Origin of the sequence: Chimaeribacter coloradensis (assembly GCF_002858715.1) — a bacterium.
In the GTDB taxonomy this organism is placed as follows: Bacteria; Pseudomonadota; Gammaproteobacteria; order Enterobacterales; family Enterobacteriaceae; genus Chimaeribacter; species Chimaeribacter coloradensis.
This window is the reverse complement of sequence record NZ_PJZH01000001.1, coordinates 219,588-237,924: the sequence shown is the minus strand read 5'-3', so window position 1 is coordinate 237,924 and position 18,337 is coordinate 219,588. Positions and strand designations below refer to the sequence as shown.

Below are 18,337 nucleotides of genomic sequence, written 5' to 3'. Positions count from 1 at the left end.
TCTTTTCTCCGTAGGATAAGGAGAGATCAGCGTATAAAAAACCGGCGTCGATGGCGAGGGCATTTGGCGGGGGAAAAGCACAAAAACAAAAAAACCGCCTCTCGGCGGTCTACGACATTACTGCTTATTGCTTTATTATTCTTTTACTTTCCGTGGTACCCGGGGCGGGACTTGAACCCGCACAGCCATAAGCCGAGGGATTTTAAATCCCTTGTGTCTACCGATTTCACCACCCGGGCATCGGGAAAAGTGGAGGCGCGTTCCGGAGTCGAACCGGACTAGGCGGATTTGCAATCCGCTACATAACCGCTTTGTTAACGCGCCGTAACTGATTTGCCATTTTTCATGGCTAAACTCGTAATGCTTACGCTTACCAGCTTATTTAATTTGGAGCGGGAAACGAGACTCGAACTCGCGACCCCGACCTTGGCAAGGTCGTGCTCTACCAACTGAGCTATTCCCGCAATAATCAGAAGCTACTGATTTATTTATCTTTCAGCGAGCTGTGCTGCCGTCTGATGCGATGCATTCTACTTACCTGTGCCAATGAGTCAACAGAATTATCAGCGCAAAATGTTCATTTGGCGCTTTTTAAGTCACATCGATCACGGTTCAAGCAAATCCTTCCGCGCCGCGTGCAAATATTGGAACATTGACCAGAAAGTCAGCACCGCTGCGATATAAAGCGCGATGATCCCGACGAACTCCAGCGTCGGGTCAGGCCGCCAGAGCAGCGCGACCAGCGAGAGCATCTGCGCGGTGGTTTTGACTTTGCCCACCCAGGAGACCGCCACGCTGCTGCGTTTTCCCACTTCCGCCATCCATTCGCGCAGCGCCGAGATAATGATCTCACGTGCAATCATGGTGGCAGCAGGCAGGGTTATCCACCAGGCGTGGAAATACTCCGCCACCAGCACCAGCGCAATCGCCACCATGACCTTGTCCGCTACCGGGTCAAGGAAGGCGCCGAAGCGGGTCGTCTGCTTCCAGCGGCGTGCCAGGAAACCATCAAACCAGTCGGTGATGGCCGCCACCACGAAGATCAGGGCGCAGGCCATCGGCGCCCAGACAAACGGAAGGTAGAACGCCAGCACAAAAAAGGGAATCAAAACCACGCGAAACAACGTGAGGCAAGTCGGTATATTAAATTGCATAGCGCTCAGTAACTGTCTGGCAAAAGGGATTATTGTGAGTATGTTGCTACATTGCCCCTAGTGTTTCAACGCATTGTAGATTTTTTCTGCCAATGCATGTGAAATACCCGGCACTTTTGCAATTTCCTCGACGCTGGCGTTGAGCAGGGGTTGCAACCCGCCCATATATTTCAGCAATACCTGACGGCGTTTCGGGCCGACGCCCTCAATGGTTTCCAGCGCGCTGGTATTGCGCACTTTCGCCCGTTTTTTCCGGTGGCCGGTAATCGCATGGTTATGGGAATCATCCCGGATATGCTGGATGACGTGCAGCGCCGGCGAGTCCGGCGGCAGTGCCATCCCCTCGCCTTCCGGTTTGAAGAACAGCGTCTCCAGCCCCGCTTTGCGGTCAGTGCCTTTGGCGATGCCGATCAGCTTCGGCCGGGTCTTGTCCCAGGTAACGTTCAGTTCAGCAAACACATCCATCGCCATGCCGAGCTGCCCTTTGCCGCCGTCGATAAAGATCACGTCGGGGATCTTGTTCTCCTCCAGCGCCTTGCCGTAGCGGCGCTTCAGCACCTGCGCCATCGCCGCATAGTCATCGCCCGGCGTAATGCCGGTGATGTTGTAGCGGCGGTACTCGGCGCGCACCGGCCCGTTGCCGTCAAACACCACGCAGGAGGCGACCGTCTGCTCACCCATGGTATGGCTGATGTCGAAACACTCCATACGGTTAATTTCCGGCAGGTTCAGCACCTTCGACAGCTCCGCCAGCCGCTGATGGATCGTCGACTGCTGGGAGAGCTTCGTCGCCAGCGCGGTGGCCGCATTGGTACGCGCCAGCTTGAGGTAGCGCGCCCGGTCGCCGCGCGGTTTGGTCTGGATCGCAATTTTGCGCCCGGACATCTCGCTCAGTGACTCCGCCAGCAGGTCTTTCTCCGGCAGGGCGAAATCGAGCAGGATCTCCCCCGGCAGGGTGCGGCCTTCGCTGCCCTGCAGGTAGAACTGGCCGATAAAGGTCTGCACCACTTCCGCCAGCTCGGTGCCGCCCGGCACTTTCGGGAAGTAGCTGCGGCTGCCCAGCACTTTGCCCTGACGGAGGAACAGCACATGCAGGCAGGCCATCCCGGCATCAAAGGAGACGCCGATCACGTCCAGGTCATCACCGTCACCTGAGACAAACTGCCGCTCCGTGACCCGGCGTACCGCCTGGATCTGGTCACGGATGCGCCCCGCTTCCTCGAAGTTCAGCGCTTTGCTCGCCTGCTCCATGCGTTCGATCAGCTGGGTCAGCACCTGCTGATCTTTGCCGGCCAGGAACAGCCGCACATACTCCACCTGCTGCCGGTACTCCTCCTCGCTCACCAGCCCTTTCACGCAGGGGCCGAGACAGCGGCCGATCTGGTACTGAAGGCAGGGGCGCGAGCGGTTGCGGTAGACACTGTTTTCACACTGGCGGATTGGGAACAGCTTCTGCAACAGCGCCAGCGTTTCGCGCACCGCATAGGAGTTGGGGAACGGCCCGAAGTACTCGCCCTTGGCGTGCTTGGCCCCGCGGTGAATCGCGATGCGCGGGTGGTCATCCGCGCTCAGGAAGATCAGCGGATAGGATTTATCATCACGCAGCAGCACATTATAACGCGGCTGGTAAAGCTTGATGTAGTTGTGCTCCAGCAGCAGCGCCTCGGTTTCCGTGTGGGTCACGGTGACATCGATCTGGTCAATGTTCCTGACCAGATTTTCCGTTTTGCGGCTGCCGACATTGGTGCGGAAATAGCTGGAAAGACGCTTCTTCAGGTCTTTCGCCTTACCTACATAGATGACCGTCCCGGTGGTATCGTACATCCGGTACACGCCGGGCTGGCTGGTGACGGTTTTCAGAAATGCCTGGGAATCGAAACGCTCACTCACTGCTGGTTAGGCTCTCGGTATTGAATAAGCCGTGACGAATAGCCAGATGGGTCAGCTCAACGTCACCGCTGATGTTTAACTTACTGAACATGCGATAGCGATAGCTGTTCACGGTTTTGGGGCTGAGATTAAGCTGCTCAGAGATCTCATTGACTTTCTGGCCCTTAGTAATCATAAGCATGATTTGCAGTTCGCGCTCAGAAAGACAGCCGAACGGCGTCTCGGCCTGCGGCTCAAGCTGGCTCAGGGCCATCTGCTGGGCAATGTCAGACGCAATATAACGCTGGCCGGCCGAGACCACCCGGATGGCGTTAATCACCTCCTGCGGGGCGGCCCCCTTGCTCAGGTAACCGGCTGCCCCCGCCTGCATCACTTTGGCCGGCAGCGGGTTTTCGGTGTAGATCGTCAACATAATAACTTTGATATCGGGCGAGAAACGCACAATTTTGCGTGTGGCTTCCAACCCGCCGATCCCCGGCATGTTCATGTCCATAAGCACGATATCAACGTCATTACTGCGGCACCATTTCACGGCATCTTCGCCACACTGGGCCTCACCTGAGACTTTGATACCTTTCACATCTTCAAGAATGCGTCGTATCCCTGCGCGCACCAATTCGTGGTCATCAACCAGAAGAACGCTAATCAAAGAGAATTCTCCAAAAAAAGGGAGTAACGCCGTCAGCTATTGTCCACTGAGAAATTTCAATGTCTAAGCCAGAAATGAACACAGGATAGCGGCTCCCCCGCAAAGGCGGCGGTGTACGCTATACCGGCACGAGTTAACCTCTGTTTTTACCTAACCTGTTTTTAACCCAACCGGTTTTTTGCAACGCGGGGTTTTCTGTCACCCAGACGCGGCAAACCGCGCGCTGCCGTCAGCAAACCGGGTTTTTTTATTCGTTGCAAAAGGGAAGCGGCTATTTGCAGGCTCATTTTACTGTATGCCCGCTTATTTGACCAATAAACACTGTAAAAAATTGCTAGCGGTTTCATGCCGTCAGTAACGGTGAGCAAACCTTTGAATTTAGTCAACAATAACAAAAAGTGCTAACCCTGTCAGATTATTTTTACGGGATGTTTACATCAAACCCAGCGAATTATTTCTCCCGGCCATGCCAATCAATTAGTCAAGCGCGCTTTTTGCCGGATAAATAGCCGGAACCTGATATTTATGACCCCGCTTTTTAGCGGTACCTTTTCACGCACCGGCATTTTTTTATAACTTTTTTGTTCAAATTTTCCCTTTTCAGACATATGCCCTGCGCCCGGGCGCGCGCAGGGAGGTGAAGGCCAATATTCCTATGGTATACTCGCCCGCTTCTGTATTTGCGTCGCTGTGCTGCCGTTGTGTATGCCGGGACGCGTTTGTTCATCGCAAGGAGATGACACTGTGAGCCTTAACGATTTTGCCACTGCCCCGAACGTAGAGACCCTGGCGACCGAAGTTGCCTGCCTGAAAGCAACCCTGACCATGATGCTGAAAGCACTGGGCCAGGCGGATGCCGGTAAAGTGGTACTGAACCTGGAAAAACTCATCGCCCAGATTGAGGATGAGCAACAGGCTGAGACGTTCCGCACGACGCTTGCCCAGATCAAGCAGGCTTACCGCCAATAATCCGCTGAGCCAGACGCCCGCCGTCTGGCTCCCCTTCCCCCGTCACCTCGTCAGCCCCAGCGCTTTTTGCGCCACCCGCAAACGCGCCTGCCGGTCTTCAATCCCGTTCAGCCCGCCGTTGATCGCCTTGGTCATGCCGATGAAATCCCCCATGTCAGCAAAACGGCTGAGGTTTTTCTCCCGCCAGAACCAGCCTGCGGAGCGGGCGGCGTTGATGTCCAGCAACAGCAGATCGGGGTTACCCAGCAGATCCAGCCCCAGCGCCCGGCCGCACTGCAGGTAATTGCCTTTGAACGTGACCTGTTTCAGGCCGCGGCCGCGGTAGGTCCAGCCGTCATCCGGGTGGGTATTGCCGATCCGGCCGCCGTAAACCAGGTTGGCAATGGCCCGCTGCCGCTCCACCGGCAGGGCCGGTTCGCCGGGTTTGCGCCCCAGCGCCTGGCGTTGCTGCGGCGTCAGGCGCGGGCCGAAAATAATCAGCCCGGTCACGCTATAGTTGAACGACTCGATAATCCGGGTAAACCCGCCCGACTCTGTGCCGATCTGGGCGATAAAACAGGCCTGACGCGGCAACGAGTCGATGGTGAACTCATGGCAGGTCTGCATAAAAGGCTCGTACCAGCGGTCTGCCAGGGTGTCCGTCAGGGCCGCGGCGTGTTTAAATTGATCGCGTGTCATGGATATGCTCTCCGATTGGTAAGATTTTTTAAACGGTAGCATCCACACGAAATCGAATAGCGGGTACAGCAACACTAAATCTCACTGTGAATAACAAAATAACTCAATGATAAACATGAGAAGCGTGAGGAAGGCTATCATCCTCTCTATTATACGCGCCGGGTTATTTCCGGGAATAACCCTGACCCGCAAATTAAAATAAAAGCCCGGCAATGTGATGCAGCACCAAAAATAATCAGCCGCGTTATTCACTTATTAATCAGGGCGCGTAATAAAATAAAGAATGTGCATTGTTTCTTTACACGCTGCGGAATTAACGGCGTCAAATAACCGGCTGAATAGTGCCAGGAAAAAGCCGCCTGCGGGGTGAAACGGCCCGGCGCGGCGGCCCGCTGCGAACCACCGGCAATAAGCGCCGCTTAGCGATGGCACAGGATCTCATCCAGCAAGGGGGCAAGGCCCCGGCGGGGGCGCATCAGGCCCGGGATGCCTGCGGCGGGCCTGATACAGGGGCGGGCTTAGCGGCTTTCCAGCAGCGTGGTCAGGCGCTTCAGGGCAAAGTGTGCGGCGGCGGCAATAACTTCCTCGCAGTCACCGGGGAAGTGTTCGACCTCAGCGACCGTTAAGCCGTCCGAGAAGGCCCAGCCAAACCAGACGGTGCCGGCGGGGGTGCCGTCCGGCCCGCCATCCGGCCCGCCGTAGCCGCTGATGGAGACCGCCGCCTGCTCCCCGGAGATGCGCAGCGCGCCTTGCGCCATTTCACGCACCACCGGCTCGCTCACGGCGGTATAGGTTTCCAGGGCGCTGTGGCTGACGCCCAGCACCTCCTGCTTCGCCTCATTGGTGTAGGTAATAAAGCCGCGGCTGAAGAAGTCGGCGCTCGACTTCGCTGACGCCACCGCCATCGCGGCCAGCCCGGCCGTGCAGGACTCCGCAAACGTCACCTTCATCCCGCGTGCTTTCAGCACTTCCCCCAGATTCTCCGCAGTCTGTTGCAGTTCTTTATCCATATAACCTCCAGCATAATGACCAGTGGCCCGGCGATGCGAAAGGCCGGGAAGTGTATAAGCATAGTCTGCTTTGCCGCTGCGGGTGGGGGGAATCTTCTACTCTTCATGCGCCCGGCGCCAGGCGTTCACCTCCTCCTCACTGACATCATTTTTATAACAGAGCGGTTCTGCCCCGCCCGGTTTACTCCAGGCGCTGCGCCCGCCGCAACGGCTGCCGTTGCGGGCCTGGTTATAGGGGCAGGCGCAACTGCCGGAATAGGCAGAAATAGAGGCTTCAATTAATTTCTGTTTTATTTCATCGTCTGAGGCAGGTGTTTTTTTTGCCGCCGCCCCCCCGGCCATCAACACCAGGCCCAGCAACAGCCACGCCTGAAAAGGCTTATTCCGGAACATGACCTCTCCTTTTTTAAGAAAATTCATATAAGAAAAATGGGACGCTGCCGGGCTATCTTATTGACTGTCTCAAAAGGAAAATGCGATCGGTAAGCGGGTTTTGTCAGGGGCGTTAAACAATAAGCGGCATGGCCGTGATGCCGTGCCTGTGCAGCGGCATCCCCTCCCCGGTCAGCCGGCAGAAAAAAGGGCTTGCGCCTTGATTGCGCAAGCCCCTGAATTTATTGCCGGGCCAGCCTCAGCCTTTTTTGCTGACCGCATCAAAGAACAACATGCTGTTGCCGAGGTTCTGGCTCGCACCCTCGATATTGCTGCGCAGCCCGACCTGGCGCTGCCCTTGCAGCGTCACCACGTAGGGGGAGTTCTGCTGGATCTCCGTCTGCAACTGGGTATAGAGCGCGTGGCGCTGCGCGACGTTGCTGGCGGCCGCGGCATGGCGCGTCTGCTCGCTGAGGGCGGGGATCTGCCAGCCCACGCGCCAGGCCAGGGTCTTCGGCCCGTCAGGGACGTTGTAGGCGAAGGTGCTGGCGTTGGTATTCGGGTCGATATAGTCCGGCCCCCAGTAGATAAAGATGGACTGGAAGTCACGGCTGCGCATTTTGCCCCACAGCTCCGCTTCCGGCACCGGTTTGATGTCGAGCGTGATGTCCGCTTTGGCGAAACTGGCCTGCAATGCCTGCGCCACATCGGTATAGGGCGGCTGGTTGACGATGGTCAGGGCGATACGGGTGCCGGGCTTGATGCCGCCCTGCGTGAGGATCGCTTTGGCTTTTGCCACATCCAGGTGGAACGGGGTGCTCTCCAGCGCGCCGTCAAAGCCGCGCGGCAGGAACGCCTGATGCACCTGGAACTGCCCTTTCAGCAACTGGTTGGCGATGCCGTCATAATCCACCAGCCAGCGTGCCGCCTGCCAGAAAGCGGGGTTGCCGAGTGCCGGTTGCTGCGGGTCCTGGGTATTGAAACCGAGGTAGTAGATAAGCCCGGAGGGGAAGCCCGCCACCCGCACATTGGGCTGGTGCGCCAGCGCGGCGAACTGGTCAGCGCCCAGATCGTAAGCCACATCGGCGTCCCCCTGCTCGAGCAGCAGGCGGCGGGTGCCGGGGTCAGCGACGTTTTTCAGAATCACCCGTTTGAGTTTCGGGGCGGTGGCGGCCTGCGGGTTCGCCTCCAGGATCAGCGCCTCATGGGGAATATAGTTGCGCACGGTGTAGGCCGCGCTGCCGGCGGAGTGGGTGCGCAGCCAGCCGTTGCCGAAATCCCCGGCCTGGGTGTGCTGCGCCAGCAGTTTGCTGTCAACAATAGAGGACACCGGGGCGGAGAGCAGCCGTAATGCCAGGTCACGCCCAATCGGTGAGGCCCAGCGGATCTCGACCTGGTGGTCACCGCGCCGGGTAAACTGGGCATCGATGTTCTGCGGCGTCCAGCCGAATTCCCCAAGAATAAAGGACGGCGTCTTATTCAGTTTCACCACCCGGCTCAGGGAGAAGATCACATCATCGGCGGTCACCGGGTTGCCGCTGGCAAAACGCGCCTGCGGGTTGAGGGTAAACAGCAGGCTGTGTTCGCTCTCCCCCGGCTGCCATTGGGTAGCCAGCGCCGGCACCAGCGTGCGCGGATCGTTACGGTCAGAGGCCACCAGCCCCTGATAGGTGTCCACCAGGCTGCCGGTGCTGACCGTTTCAAAACTCTCCGCCGGGTCAAGGCTGATTACCCCGTCCAGCGAGATCGCCACAATCAGCGTGTCCGGCGGGGTCGCCGCCTGCGCCGGGGAAAAACCGAGTAGTGCGGCGAGGGCCGCGGTAACGGGCAACAGTCTGAACATGGCATCTTCCTGAAAAAAAAGCGGTATCCCGACTATAGGGGTTTCCGGCATCCGGTGAAATGCCGGATCCGGCAATGCTTAGTCCCTTTCAGAGAAAAGCCAGATCAACAGCTTATGACGCGTAAAACGCGGGAACAGGCGGTAATTATGCCTGTGGGGTGAGGGTTTATTCACTGCCTGTCAGAACAGGGGAAATAAGCGCGCCCAGGAACGCACAATTTACTTTCGCCGTGACCGGAATCACGTTGTTCGGATGTATTTATTTTGTTAGCCTCTTGCGCTTTGCCATTTCCCCCGGCAGGTGTTAACAGCGCGTAAAAATAAGTATACAGCGCCGCCTTTTATGCCTGCAGGAAATAACTTTAACGAAACTAGCAGTTAACACAAATATTACATTATCTTGGTAAACGCTTCAGGCATAACACAACATAAACAAGAGCCATTCAGAGCTCATCACGATAACAAGACAGGAACCTTTATTAATGGTTGACCAAACAAAAGAACTCGACACCGCCCCGGCGCGTGGTGAAGAGAATTTGAAACGCAATCTGACAAACCGGCATATTCAGCTGATCGCCATCGGCGGTGCTATCGGCACCGGGCTGTTTATGGGCTCAGGCAAAACCATCAGCCTGGCCGGGCCGTCGATCATCTTCGTCTATATGATCATCGGTTTTATGCTGTTTTTCGTGATGCGCGCCATGGGCGAGCTGCTGCTCTCCAACCTGGAATACAAATCCTTCAGTGACTTCGCCACCGACCTGCTCGGCCCGTGGGCGGGGTACTTTACCGGCTGGACGTATTGGTTCTGCTGGATTGTCACCGGCATCGCCGATGTGGTCGCCATCTCCTCCTACGCGCAGTTCTGGTTCCCCGGCCTGTCGCACTGGGTCGCATCGCTGCTCTGTGTGTTGCTGCTGCTGAGCCTGAACCTGGCGACGGTCAAGCTGTTCGGCGAGATGGAGTTCTGGTTTGCGATGATCAAAATTGTCGCGATTGTGGCGCTGATCATCGCCGGGGTGGTGATGGTGATGATGCACTTCCCGTCGCCGTCAGGCAGCGTGGCCGCCTTCAGCAACATCTGGAGCGACGGCGGGATGTTCCCGAAAGGGCTGAGCGGCTTCTTCGCCGGCTTCCAGATTGCAGTGTTCGCTTTTGTCGGCATTGAGCTGGTGGGCACCACCGCCGCCGAAACCAAAGACCCGGAAACCGTGCTGCCGCGCGCCATTAACTCCATTCCGCTGCGCATCATCATGTTCTATGTGTTTGCGCTGGTGACCATCATGGCGGTGACGCCGTGGCGCTCCGTGGTCGCGGACAAAAGCCCGTTTGTGGAACTGTTTGTGCTGGTGGGGCTGCCGGCGGCGGCCAGCATCATTAACTTTGTGGTGCTGACCTCGGCGGCTTCCTCGGCCAACAGCGGCATCTTCTCCACCAGCCGGATGCTGTTCGGCCTGTCGCAGGAAGGCCATGCGCCGAAAAGCTTCAGCCGCCTGTCGCGCCGTGCGGTGCCCTCTACCGGGCTTATCTTCTCCTGCATCTGCCTGTTGAGCGGCGTGGTGCTGATCTACCTGATCCCGAACGTGATGACGGTGTTCACGCTGGTCACCACGGTGTCGGCGATCCTGTTTATGTTCGTCTGGAGCATTATCCTCTGCTCCTACCTGGTCTACCGCCGTACCCGGCCGCAACTGCACCAGAAATCGGCCTATAAGATGCCGCTCGGCGTGGTGATGTGCTGGGTCTGCCTGGCGTTCTTCGCCTTTGTGCTGGTGTTGCTGACGTTACAGGACGACACCCGCCAGGCGTTGATGGTGACGCCGATCTGGTTCCTGCTGCTGGGCGTGACCTACGCGGTGCTGCGCCGCAAAGCGCGCGCCTGATCACACGGCCCCGCCCGCTGCGGCGGGGCCGTTTCCCTTTTCTTTCCCGCCTTCCCTATTCCGCTTTCAGTTTCTGCCACACCCGGCCAATCATCTCCCCGGCCGGCGGGCGCACCGTGTCAATCCGCGTCGGCACCACCTCCCCGCTGAGGTCATCCACCGGCCCGAGATCAAAGGTAAAGGTGTAGTACGGCTCCTCCCCCATGCGCAGATCGCTGAGCAGCAGGTGGCCGTTCTGTTCCCGCAGGCGGAAAAAGCCGTGGGTGAACCACGCCATGCGCGCCACGTAAGGGTTATCCCGGTGACCGGCATAGAGCGCCTCGCCGCGCGGGTAGAAGGTAAAGGCCAGCGGCTGCTGCGGCGCCAGTAAGGAGTAGAAGGCTTCGCCGTAGGTGCCCGGCGTCATCACCACCACCCGCCACACCAGCGTGTTCAGGCTGGTGGGCGTCACCAGCAGCCGCTCGCTGTTGATGTACTGCTGCGCGATCGCCTGCCGGGCGGCCTGCGTCGCCTGCTGCTGGGCAAACAGGCTCCAGGCGAGGTAGAGGCAGCTCAGCAGCAGCCCGCCCTGGTTCCAGCGCAGCCCGCGCCGGTTACGCAAAATCAGCGCGGCGATCACCCCCACCAGCAGCGGCAGCGTATAGAGCGGGTCGATGATGAACATACTGCCGAGGGCGTAGGGGTAATCAGTGAACGGCAGCCCGAACTGGGTGCCGTAGACGGTCATGGTGTCGAGCAGCGGGTGGGTAATCAGCGCCAGCCACACCGCCAGCCAGAGGCGGACGACCTGGCCGCGCAGCCGGAACAGGATGCCCGCCAGCCAGGAGAGCAGCGGCGACACCAGCGTCAGGTAGAACAGCGCATGGCTTTCGGTGCGGTGCATCGTCATGTTGCTTACCGGGTCGCCCCGGTCGAAGAAGACGTCCAGATCGGGCAGCGTCCCGCATACCGCCCCCAGCAGGGCCGACTGCCAGACCGGCATCCGGCGGCCCATCACCGTGACGCTGACGGCGGCACCCAGCGCCAGTTGTGAAACAGAGTCCATCTCATCTCCCTGATTGGCAAAAACGGAAAAGCGAATACATCGGCGGCCTCAGCGTCCGCCGTGGCGGGTTTATCCCTCTATGCTGTTTAACCCTATGCCCTGATGGGCAAAAATACCAAAACTCCGCCGGATGGGCGCAGAGATTAGGATTAATGCCCCCTCCGGGGGCGAAGGGCGGCTCAGGGGCGCGGGCGGATGCCGTCGATGATGATGCGCTGGATGGTCTCGGTGGTTTGCCGGAAAAAAGCCTCATCCTGCAGGGTGCGGCCGGAGATCGCCTCGACCTGCACCCAGAAATCGGCGTAGTGCTGGGTGGTGGCCCAGAGCATAAAGATCAGCTGCAACGGGGCCACCGGCGCGATGCGCCCTGCGGCGACCCAGCGCTCAATAATCGTGGATTTATCCGCCACCAGCGCCTGCAACGACCCTTGCAGCTCCTGTTTCAGCAGCGGCGCGCCCTGCACCATCTCCAGGCAGAAGAGGCGTGACGCCTGCGGGTGATCGCGCGAGACCTCCAGCTTCAGCCGGATATAGTGGCGGATCGCGTCCAGCGGCTCCTGGTCGTCACGCAGCGCTTTCAGCGGGGCCAGCCAGATGTCGAGGATATCTTTCAGCACCGCCACATAGAGCGCCTCTTTCGACGGAAAATAGTAGAGCAGATTGGTTTTGGAGACATCGGCCTGCTCTGCCACCTGATCCAGGCTGGTGCCGTGCAGCCCGTACTGGGAGAAGAACGCCAGCGCCGCCGCCCTGATCGCCTGTTGTTTGGCTGCCACGGCACGGGAGCGGCGGGACGGGCGCGCCGCGCGGGCGGGCGTGGCGGGTGCCGCTGGGCGGGCATCCTGTTCTGCGGGTGACTTCACATCCCCTCCTGGGAGTCATCATGATCAAATGAATACTTCTTCACCAAGCATAACAAATACCAATGAATGCGCCTATGCAGCGCTGCCCGCCCTGCCGCTACCCCCTTTGGGTTAATTTTTTAACAAAATTGCACCATTTTTGTTCAATCCTGCCTGCTTTTTGTGCACATATTTTTTACCAAATGGTCTGTTTCAGACCAGACAGTCAGTAATTTCCAGGCGTTATTTTTTAAGCGATTGATTACCCTGGTGTTTAAAAAAGTGGCACTGCGTTTGCACTACTTCAGCAACGGCGCTGATTCAGCGGCCTTTCTGATGAGATAACCATTCTGACTTTATGAGGTGTGCAGATGAAAATTGGCGTCTTTATCCCGATCGGTAACAACGGCTGGTTAATCTCCACGAATGCCCCGCAGTACAAACCGACCTTTGAACTCAACAAGGCGATTGTGCAGAAAGCGGAGCACTACCATTTCGACTTTGCGCTTTCGATGATCAAACTGCGCGGGTTCGGCGGCAAAACCGAATTCTGGGATCATAACCTTGAGTCCTTCACGCTGATGGCCGGGCTGGCCGCCGTGACCTCGCGCATCAAAATCTTCGCCACCGCCGCGACCCTCACCCTGCCGCCGGCAATTGTGGCGCGCATGGCTTCCACCATTGACTCCATCTCCAACGGGCGGTTTGGCCTGAACGTGGTCACCGGCTGGCAGAAGCCGGAGTATGAGCAGATGGGCATCTGGCCGGGCGATGACTACTTCAGCCGCCGTTATGACTACCTGGCCGAGTATGTGCAGGTGCTGCGTGACCTGTGGGGCAGCGGCAAATCGGACTTCAAAGGCGATTTCTTTAAGATGGATGACTGCCGCCTCAGCCCGCAGCCGCAGGCTGACATGAAAATCATCTGCGCCGGGCAGAGCGACGCCGGCATGGCCTTCTCCGCGCAGTATGCTGACTACAACTTCTGCTTCGGCAAAGGTGTCAACACCCCCGCCGCCTTCGCCCCCACCGCCGCCCGCATGAAAAGCGCGGCAGAGAAAACCGGGCGCGATGTCTCCTCCTATGTGCTGTTTATGATCATCGCTGATGAGACAGACGAGGCGGCCCGCGCCAAATGGGAGCACTACAAAGCGGGCGCAGACACCGAGGCGCTGGCCTGGCTGACCGAGCAGAGCAGCAAAGACACCAAATCCGGCGCGGACACCAACGTGCGCCAGATGGCTGACCCGACCTCCGCCGTGAACATCAATATGGGGACGCTGGTCGGCTCTTACGCCCATGTGGCGAAGATGCTGGATGAGGTGGCCACCGTGCCCGGCACCGAAGGGGTACTGCTGACCTTTGATGACTTCCTCAGCGGCATTGAAACCTTCGGCGAGCGCATCCAGCCGCTGATGAAAACCCGTCAGTCGGTGATGGCCGATGACACTAACCGCGAGGTGGCATAATGAGCATGGTTGATTCCCGCATTGAGACAGGCACCTCCCCGGTGGTGCGCCGCCAACCCGGTGAGCCGGGCAACGAGGCGGTTTTGCGCGCGCGCCCCGAGGCGCTGGCCTTCACCCCGGCGCAGACCGCGCTGATTGTGGTGGATATGCAGAACGCCTACGCCTCGCCGGGCGGCTACCTCGACCTGGCCGGGTTTGACGTCTCCGCCACCGGCCCGGTGATTGCCAACATTAACACCGCCATTACCGCTGCCCGTGCCGCCGGCATCAAGGTGATCTTCTTCCAGAACGGCTGGGACAACCAGTACGTCGAGGCGGGCGGCCCCGGCTCGCCCAACTTCCACAAATCCAACGCGCTGAAAACCATGCGCAAACGCCCGGAGCTGATGGGCAAACTGCTGGCAAAAGGCGACTGGGATTACGACCTGGTGGACGCGCTGCGCCCGCAGCCGGGTGACATTGTGCTGCCGAAACCGCGCTACAGCGGCTTCTTCAACACCCAGCTCGACAGTTTGCTGCGCAGTTACGGCATCCACCATCTGGTGTTTACCGGCATCGCCACTAACGTCTGCGTGGAGTCCACGCTGCGCGACGGCTTCTTCCTGGAGTATTTCGGCGTGGTGCTGGAAGACGCCACCCACCAGGCCGGGCCGCCGTTTGCCCAGCAGGCCGCGCTGTTCAACATCGAAACCTTTTTCGGCTGGGTCTCGGACGTGGCCAGTTTCTGCCACGCCGTGGAGGGGCACCGCGCCCCGGCCGGCCACACCGCCTGACTTCAGGGAGAGACGCAATGCCTAAACAAGCCATTATTCCCCCCGGCAGCGGCGTGCCGCTGGCCCCCTTCGTGCCCGGCACCCTGGCCGACGGCGTGGTGTATGTCTCCGGCACGCTGCCGTTTGATAAAGAGAATAACGTGGTGCACGTCGGTGATGCCGCCGCCCAGACGCGCCACGTGCTGGAGATCATCAAAAGCGTGATCGAAACCGCCGGCGGCACGATGGATGACGTGACCTTTAACTCGATTTTTATCACTGACTGGGCCAATTACGCGGCGATTAATCAGGTCTACGCCGAGTACTTCCCCGGCGACAAACCGGCGCGCTTCTGCATCCAGTGCGGGCTGGTGAAGCCGGACGCGCTGGTGGAGATCGCCTCCATTGCCCACACCGGCCGCGGCTGACCGCCCCACAGGAGAAGCCACGATGTATTACGAAATAGTGGGCGATCCCTCCCCCACGGCAGAGACGGTGGTGCTCTCCGCCGGGCTGGGCGGCAGCGGCAGCTTCTGGCAACCGCAACTCGCGGCGCTGGCAGCGCAGTACCGGGTCATTCTCTATGACCAGAACGGCACCGGCCGCAGCGGCGGCACCCTGCCGCCGGGCTACCGGATGGCGGAGATGGCCGCCGAGCTGGCCGCACTGTTGCAGCGGCTGGAGGTGCAGCGCTGCCACCTGGTGGGCCATGCGCTGGGCGGCATCCTGGGGTTACAGCTGGCGCTGGATTTCCCCGGTTTGCTGCAAAGCGTGGTGGTGGTGAACGGCTGGCCGGTGCTGGACAGCCAGACCCGGCGCTGTTTTAGCGTGCGCCGCGATCTGCTGCTCCACAGCGGCGTGGAAGCCTATGTGCGCGCCCAGCCGCTGTTCCTCTACCCGGCGGACTGGCTCTCCCGGCATGAGGCGCTGCTGGCGGAGGAGCAGGCGCACCAGGTCGCGCATTTTCAGGGGGTGGAGAACCTGCTGCGGCGGCTGGAGGCACTGATGGCCGTTGACCTGCGCACCCGGTTACCTGCGCTGGATCTGCCGGTGCTGGCACTCTGCGCCCGTGACGACCTGCTGGTGCCTTACCCCTGCTCGGCGGCGCTGGCGGCGCTTCTGCCGAAAGGCTGCTATCAGGAGATGGCCTATGGCGGCCACGCCATGAGCGTGACTGACCCGGCGAAGTTCAATGCCCTGTTACTGGCGTGGCTGCAACGCCCGGAGACCCTATGAATGAAGCCCTGAACCCCGCCGCGCTGGCGACCCTGTTTACCGGCGCGCGCACCCAGAACGGCTGGCTGGACAAGCCGGTAAGTGATGCGCTGTTGCAGGAGGTGTACCAGCTCGCCTGCCTTGGCCCGACCTCCGCCAACTGCAGCCCGGCGCGCATCGTCTTTGTGCGCAGCCCGGAGGCGCGGGCGCGGCTGCTGCCGGCGCTCTCCAGCGGCAACGCCGGCAAAACCGAAGGCGCGCCGGTGACCGCCATCCTGGCCTGGGACCCGGCGTTCTATGACGCCCTGCCGGAACTCTTCCCGCATGGCGATGCCCGCAGCTGGTTTACCTCCAGCCCGGAACTGGCCCATGAGACGGCGTTCCGCAATGCCAGCCTGCAGGCCGCCTACCTGATTATCGCCTGCCGGTCGCTGGGGCTGGACACCGGGCCGATGTCCGGCTTTGACCCGGCCAAAATCGAACGTGAATTTCTGGCGGAGCATGGCTGGAAGGTGAATTTCCTGATCAACATCGGCTACGGCGACCCCGGCAAAATTTACAGCCGCCTGCCGCGGCTGCCGTTTGACCGCGCCTGCCGGTTGATCTAACCCCTGATAAGGAGTCGAGTATGCACACTGCGTTACCCCCGGAGGCCGCTGCGGCCCCCCAGCCCCTCCCCGTCGCCGCGCCGGACGCGCAGGCGTTCCGTCATGCCATGTCCTGCCTTGGGGCGGCGGTGAACATTATCACCACCGACGGCCCGGCAGGCCGCGCCGGCTTTACCGCCTCGGCGGTGTGCAGCGTCACGGACACCCCACCGACGCTGCTGGTCTGCCTGAACCGCACCGCCTCGGTACACCCGGTATTTGCCGCTAACCAGCAGTTGTGCGTCAACACGCTGGCCGCCGGGCATGAGGATCTCTCTAACCTGTTTGGCGGCAAAACGCCGATGGCGGCGCGCTTTGCCGCCGCTGACTGGTCGCAGCTGGAGACCGGCTCCCCGGTGCTGGCCGGGGCGGTGGCGAGCTTTGACTGCCGCATCACCCAGACCGTCAGCGTCGGCACCCATGACATCCTGTTCTGCCGGGTGGTGGCGCTGCTGCGCAGTGACAAGCACGCCGGTCTGGTCTATTTCGACCGGCGCTACCACCCCGTGGCCCGCCATCTCGGCTGACCGCCCCGCCGCCCTGCGGCGGGCCGTCCTTCACCTCTGGAGCACACCATGGCACATTCCTGGTTTCCGCAATGGCATAAACGGCAGGGCAATCTTGACGGCCTCCTCATCGCCCCGGATGAGCGGTTGCCGCTCTGGCCAACCCTCATTATGGGGCTGCAACACTCGGTGGCGATGTTCGGGGCCACGGTGCTGATGCCGCTGCTGATGGGCTTTGACGCCAATCTGGCGATTCTGATGTCCGGCATCGGCACGCTGCTGTTCTTTCTGGTGGTGGGCGGCCGCGTGCCCAGTTACCTCGGCTCCAGCGCCGCGTTCGTCGGGCTGGTGATCGCCCTGACCGGCTACAGCGGCCAGGGGCCGAACCCCAACATCGGCGTGGCGCTGGGCGGCATTATCGCCTGCGGCGCGATCTACACGCTGATTGGCGTGGTGGTGATGGCCGTGGGCACCCGCTGGATTGAACGGCTGATGCCGCCGGTGGTGACCGGCGCGGTGGTAATGGCGATTGGCCTGAACCTGGCCCCGATTGCGGTGAAGAGCGTCTCCGGCTCGATGTTTGACAGCTGGATGGCGGTGGTGACGGTGCTTTGCATCGGCAGTGTGGCGGTGTTTACCCGGGGGCTGCTGCAACGCCTGTTGATCCTGATGGGGCTGCTGGCCTCTTACCTTATCTATATCGTTGTGACCAACGGGCTGGGCTGGGGCACGCCGGTGGACTTTACGCCGGTGGCGCAGGCCAGCTGGTTCGGGCTGCCGGTGTTCAGCGCGCCGGTGTTCAGCAGCCATGCGATGCTGCTGATCGCCCCGGTGGCGGTGATCCTGGTGGCGGAGAACCTCGGCCATATCAAAGCGGTGGCGGGCATGACCGGTAAAAACCTCGACCCTTATATGGGGCGCGCCTTTGTCGGCGACGGGCTGGCGACCATGCTCTCGGCGTCGGTGGGCGGCACCGGCGTGACCACCTATGCGGAGAACATCGGGGTGATGGCGGTGACGCGCATCTACTCCACGCTGATCTTCGTGGCGGCGGCGCTGGTCGCTATTTTGCTGGGCTTCTCGCCCAAATTTGGTGCAGTGATCCACACCATTCCCGGCGCAGTATTGGGCGGCACCTCGATTGTGGTGTTTGGGTTGATTGCGGTGGCGGGCGCACGGATCTGGGTGCAGAACCGGGTGGATCTCAGCGAGAACGGCAACCTGATTATGGTCGCCGTGACGCTGGTGCTGGGGGCCGGGGACTTTGCGCTGAGCCTTGGCGGCTTCACGCTGGGCGGCATCGGGACGGCCACCTTCGGGGCGATCCTGCTGAATGCGCTGCTGCGCAACCGGCGTGTGTTGCCGGTTGGCACAGAACCTGCATTAAAAGATCACTGACGACCTCAGTTTCTC

At 60.2% G+C, this 18,337-nt stretch carries 18 protein-coding genes and 3 tRNA genes; 9 read left to right on the top strand and 12 right to left on the bottom strand.

Translation table 11 applies throughout. The annotated features are described in order from the left end of the window. Positions 1-153: 153 nt before the first annotated feature. From CYR32_RS01010 to uvrY, 6 genes are all read right to left on the bottom strand, one after another. Positions 154-239, bottom strand: a tRNA-Leu gene (locus tag CYR32_RS01010). Between the two features lie 11 nt (positions 240-250). Continuing rightward, a tRNA-Cys gene (locus CYR32_RS01005) sits at positions 251-324 on the bottom strand. Between the two features lie 64 nt (positions 325-388). Further along, a tRNA-Gly gene (locus tag CYR32_RS01000) sits at positions 389-464 on the bottom strand. Positions 465-605: 141 nt separating this feature from the next. After that, positions 606-1,154 (bottom strand): CDP-diacylglycerol--glycerol-3-phosphate 3-phosphatidyltransferase, encoded by a 549-nt coding sequence (pgsA, locus tag CYR32_RS00995; protein ID WP_072925581.1) that lies wholly within the window; start codon positions 1,152-1,154, stop codon positions 606-608. Between the two features lie 57 nt (positions 1,155-1,211). Continuing rightward, positions 1,212-3,044 carry an excinuclease ABC subunit UvrC gene (gene uvrC, locus CYR32_RS00990; RefSeq protein WP_101821656.1) on the bottom strand — a complete coding sequence of 611 codons (1,833 nt, stop codon included), beginning with the start codon at positions 3,042-3,044 and terminating at the stop codon, positions 1,212-1,214. Next, on the bottom strand, positions 3,037-3,693 hold the full coding sequence (gene uvrY / locus CYR32_RS00985; RefSeq protein WP_101821654.1) for a UvrY/SirA/GacA family response regulator transcription factor: 657 nt from the start codon (positions 3,691-3,693) through the stop codon (positions 3,037-3,039). Before uvrY ends, uvrC begins: the two co-directional genes overlap by 8 nt. 744 nt (positions 3,694-4,437) lie before the next feature. Between uvrY and CYR32_RS00980 the strand changes: the two genes are divergently transcribed. After that, positions 4,438-4,662 carry a DUF2594 family protein gene (locus CYR32_RS00980; protein WP_101821652.1) on the top strand — a complete coding sequence of 75 codons (225 nt, stop codon included), beginning with the start codon at positions 4,438-4,440 and terminating at the stop codon, positions 4,660-4,662. A gap of 42 nt (positions 4,663-4,704) precedes the next feature. On the opposite strand, the gene CYR32_RS00975 is transcribed toward CYR32_RS00980, so the two are convergent. From CYR32_RS00975 to CYR32_RS00960, 4 genes are all read right to left on the bottom strand, one after another. Next, entirely contained in the window at positions 4,705-5,340 is a 636-nt protein-coding gene (locus tag CYR32_RS00975) for a glycoside hydrolase family 19 protein (protein ID WP_101821650.1), read from the bottom strand. A 518-nt stretch (positions 5,341-5,858) separates the two neighbouring features. Further along, positions 5,859-6,350, bottom strand: coding sequence for a nicotinamide-nucleotide amidohydrolase family protein (locus CYR32_RS00970; protein ID WP_101821649.1), 492 nt, complete (start codon positions 6,348-6,350; stop codon positions 5,859-5,861). A gap of 96 nt (positions 6,351-6,446) precedes the next feature. Beyond that, positions 6,447-6,743, bottom strand: a complete 297-nt coding sequence (locus CYR32_RS00965) for a hypothetical protein (protein ID WP_101821647.1) — start codon at positions 6,741-6,743, stop codon at positions 6,447-6,449. A gap of 238 nt (positions 6,744-6,981) precedes the next feature. Continuing rightward, positions 6,982-8,565: an ABC transporter substrate-binding protein gene (locus tag CYR32_RS00960; protein WP_101821645.1), complete on the bottom strand. Its 1,584-nt coding sequence runs from the start codon at positions 8,563-8,565 to the stop codon at positions 6,982-6,984. Between the two features lie 482 nt (positions 8,566-9,047). Between CYR32_RS00960 and cycA the strand changes: the two genes are divergently transcribed. Next, a complete protein-coding gene (gene cycA, locus CYR32_RS00955; protein ID WP_101821643.1) occupies positions 9,048-10,448 on the top strand; it encodes a D-serine/D-alanine/glycine transporter in 1,401 nt (466 codons plus the stop codon). Between the two features lie 55 nt (positions 10,449-10,503). On the opposite strand, the gene CYR32_RS00950 is transcribed toward cycA, so the two are convergent. After that, positions 10,504-11,493, bottom strand: coding sequence for a metal-dependent hydrolase (locus tag CYR32_RS00950; protein WP_101821641.1), 990 nt, complete (start codon positions 11,491-11,493; stop codon positions 10,504-10,506). A gap of 179 nt (positions 11,494-11,672) precedes the next feature. After that, positions 11,673-12,356 carry an HTH-type transcriptional regulator RutR gene (gene rutR, locus CYR32_RS00945; protein ID WP_101821640.1) on the bottom strand — a complete coding sequence of 228 codons (684 nt, stop codon included), beginning with the start codon at positions 12,354-12,356 and terminating at the stop codon, positions 11,673-11,675. Between the two features lie 350 nt (positions 12,357-12,706). Between rutR and rutA the strand changes: the two genes are divergently transcribed. Genes rutA through rutG form a run of 7 tightly spaced genes read left to right on the top strand, consistent with a single transcriptional unit; the run spans position 12,707 to position 18,322 of the window. Continuing rightward, positions 12,707-13,804 (top strand): pyrimidine utilization protein A, encoded by a 1,098-nt coding sequence (gene rutA / locus CYR32_RS00940; RefSeq protein WP_101821638.1) that lies wholly within the window; start codon positions 12,707-12,709, stop codon positions 13,802-13,804. After that, the gene (gene rutB, locus CYR32_RS00935) at positions 13,804-14,577 is read left to right on the top strand and encodes a pyrimidine utilization protein B (RefSeq protein WP_101821636.1); all 774 of its coding nucleotides are present in this window, start codon (positions 13,804-13,806) and stop codon (positions 14,575-14,577) included. The genes rutA and rutB overlap by 1 nt, the downstream gene beginning before the upstream one ends. Before the next feature lie 17 nt (positions 14,578-14,594). Beyond that, positions 14,595-14,984, top strand: coding sequence for a pyrimidine utilization protein C (gene rutC, locus CYR32_RS00930; RefSeq protein ID WP_101821634.1), 390 nt, complete (start codon positions 14,595-14,597; stop codon positions 14,982-14,984). 22 nt (positions 14,985-15,006) lie between these two features. Further along, the gene (rutD, locus tag CYR32_RS00925) at positions 15,007-15,792 is read left to right on the top strand and encodes a pyrimidine utilization protein D (RefSeq protein ID WP_101821632.1); all 786 of its coding nucleotides are present in this window, start codon (positions 15,007-15,009) and stop codon (positions 15,790-15,792) included. Further along, positions 15,789-16,379 carry a malonic semialdehyde reductase gene (locus tag CYR32_RS00920; protein WP_101821630.1) on the top strand — a complete coding sequence of 197 codons (591 nt, stop codon included), beginning with the start codon at positions 15,789-15,791 and terminating at the stop codon, positions 16,377-16,379. The genes rutD and CYR32_RS00920 overlap by 4 nt, the downstream gene beginning before the upstream one ends. A 20-nt stretch (positions 16,380-16,399) precedes the next feature. Then, on the top strand, positions 16,400-16,945 hold the full coding sequence (rutF, locus tag CYR32_RS00915) for an NADH-dependent FMN reductase RutF (RefSeq protein ID WP_101821628.1): 546 nt from the start codon (positions 16,400-16,402) through the stop codon (positions 16,943-16,945). Between the two features lie 48 nt (positions 16,946-16,993). After that, complete coding sequence (rutG, locus tag CYR32_RS00910) at positions 16,994-18,322, top strand: pyrimidine utilization transport protein G (RefSeq protein WP_101821626.1); 1,329 nt, start codon at positions 16,994-16,996, stop codon at positions 18,320-18,322. Positions 18,323-18,337: the final 15 nt, after the last annotated feature.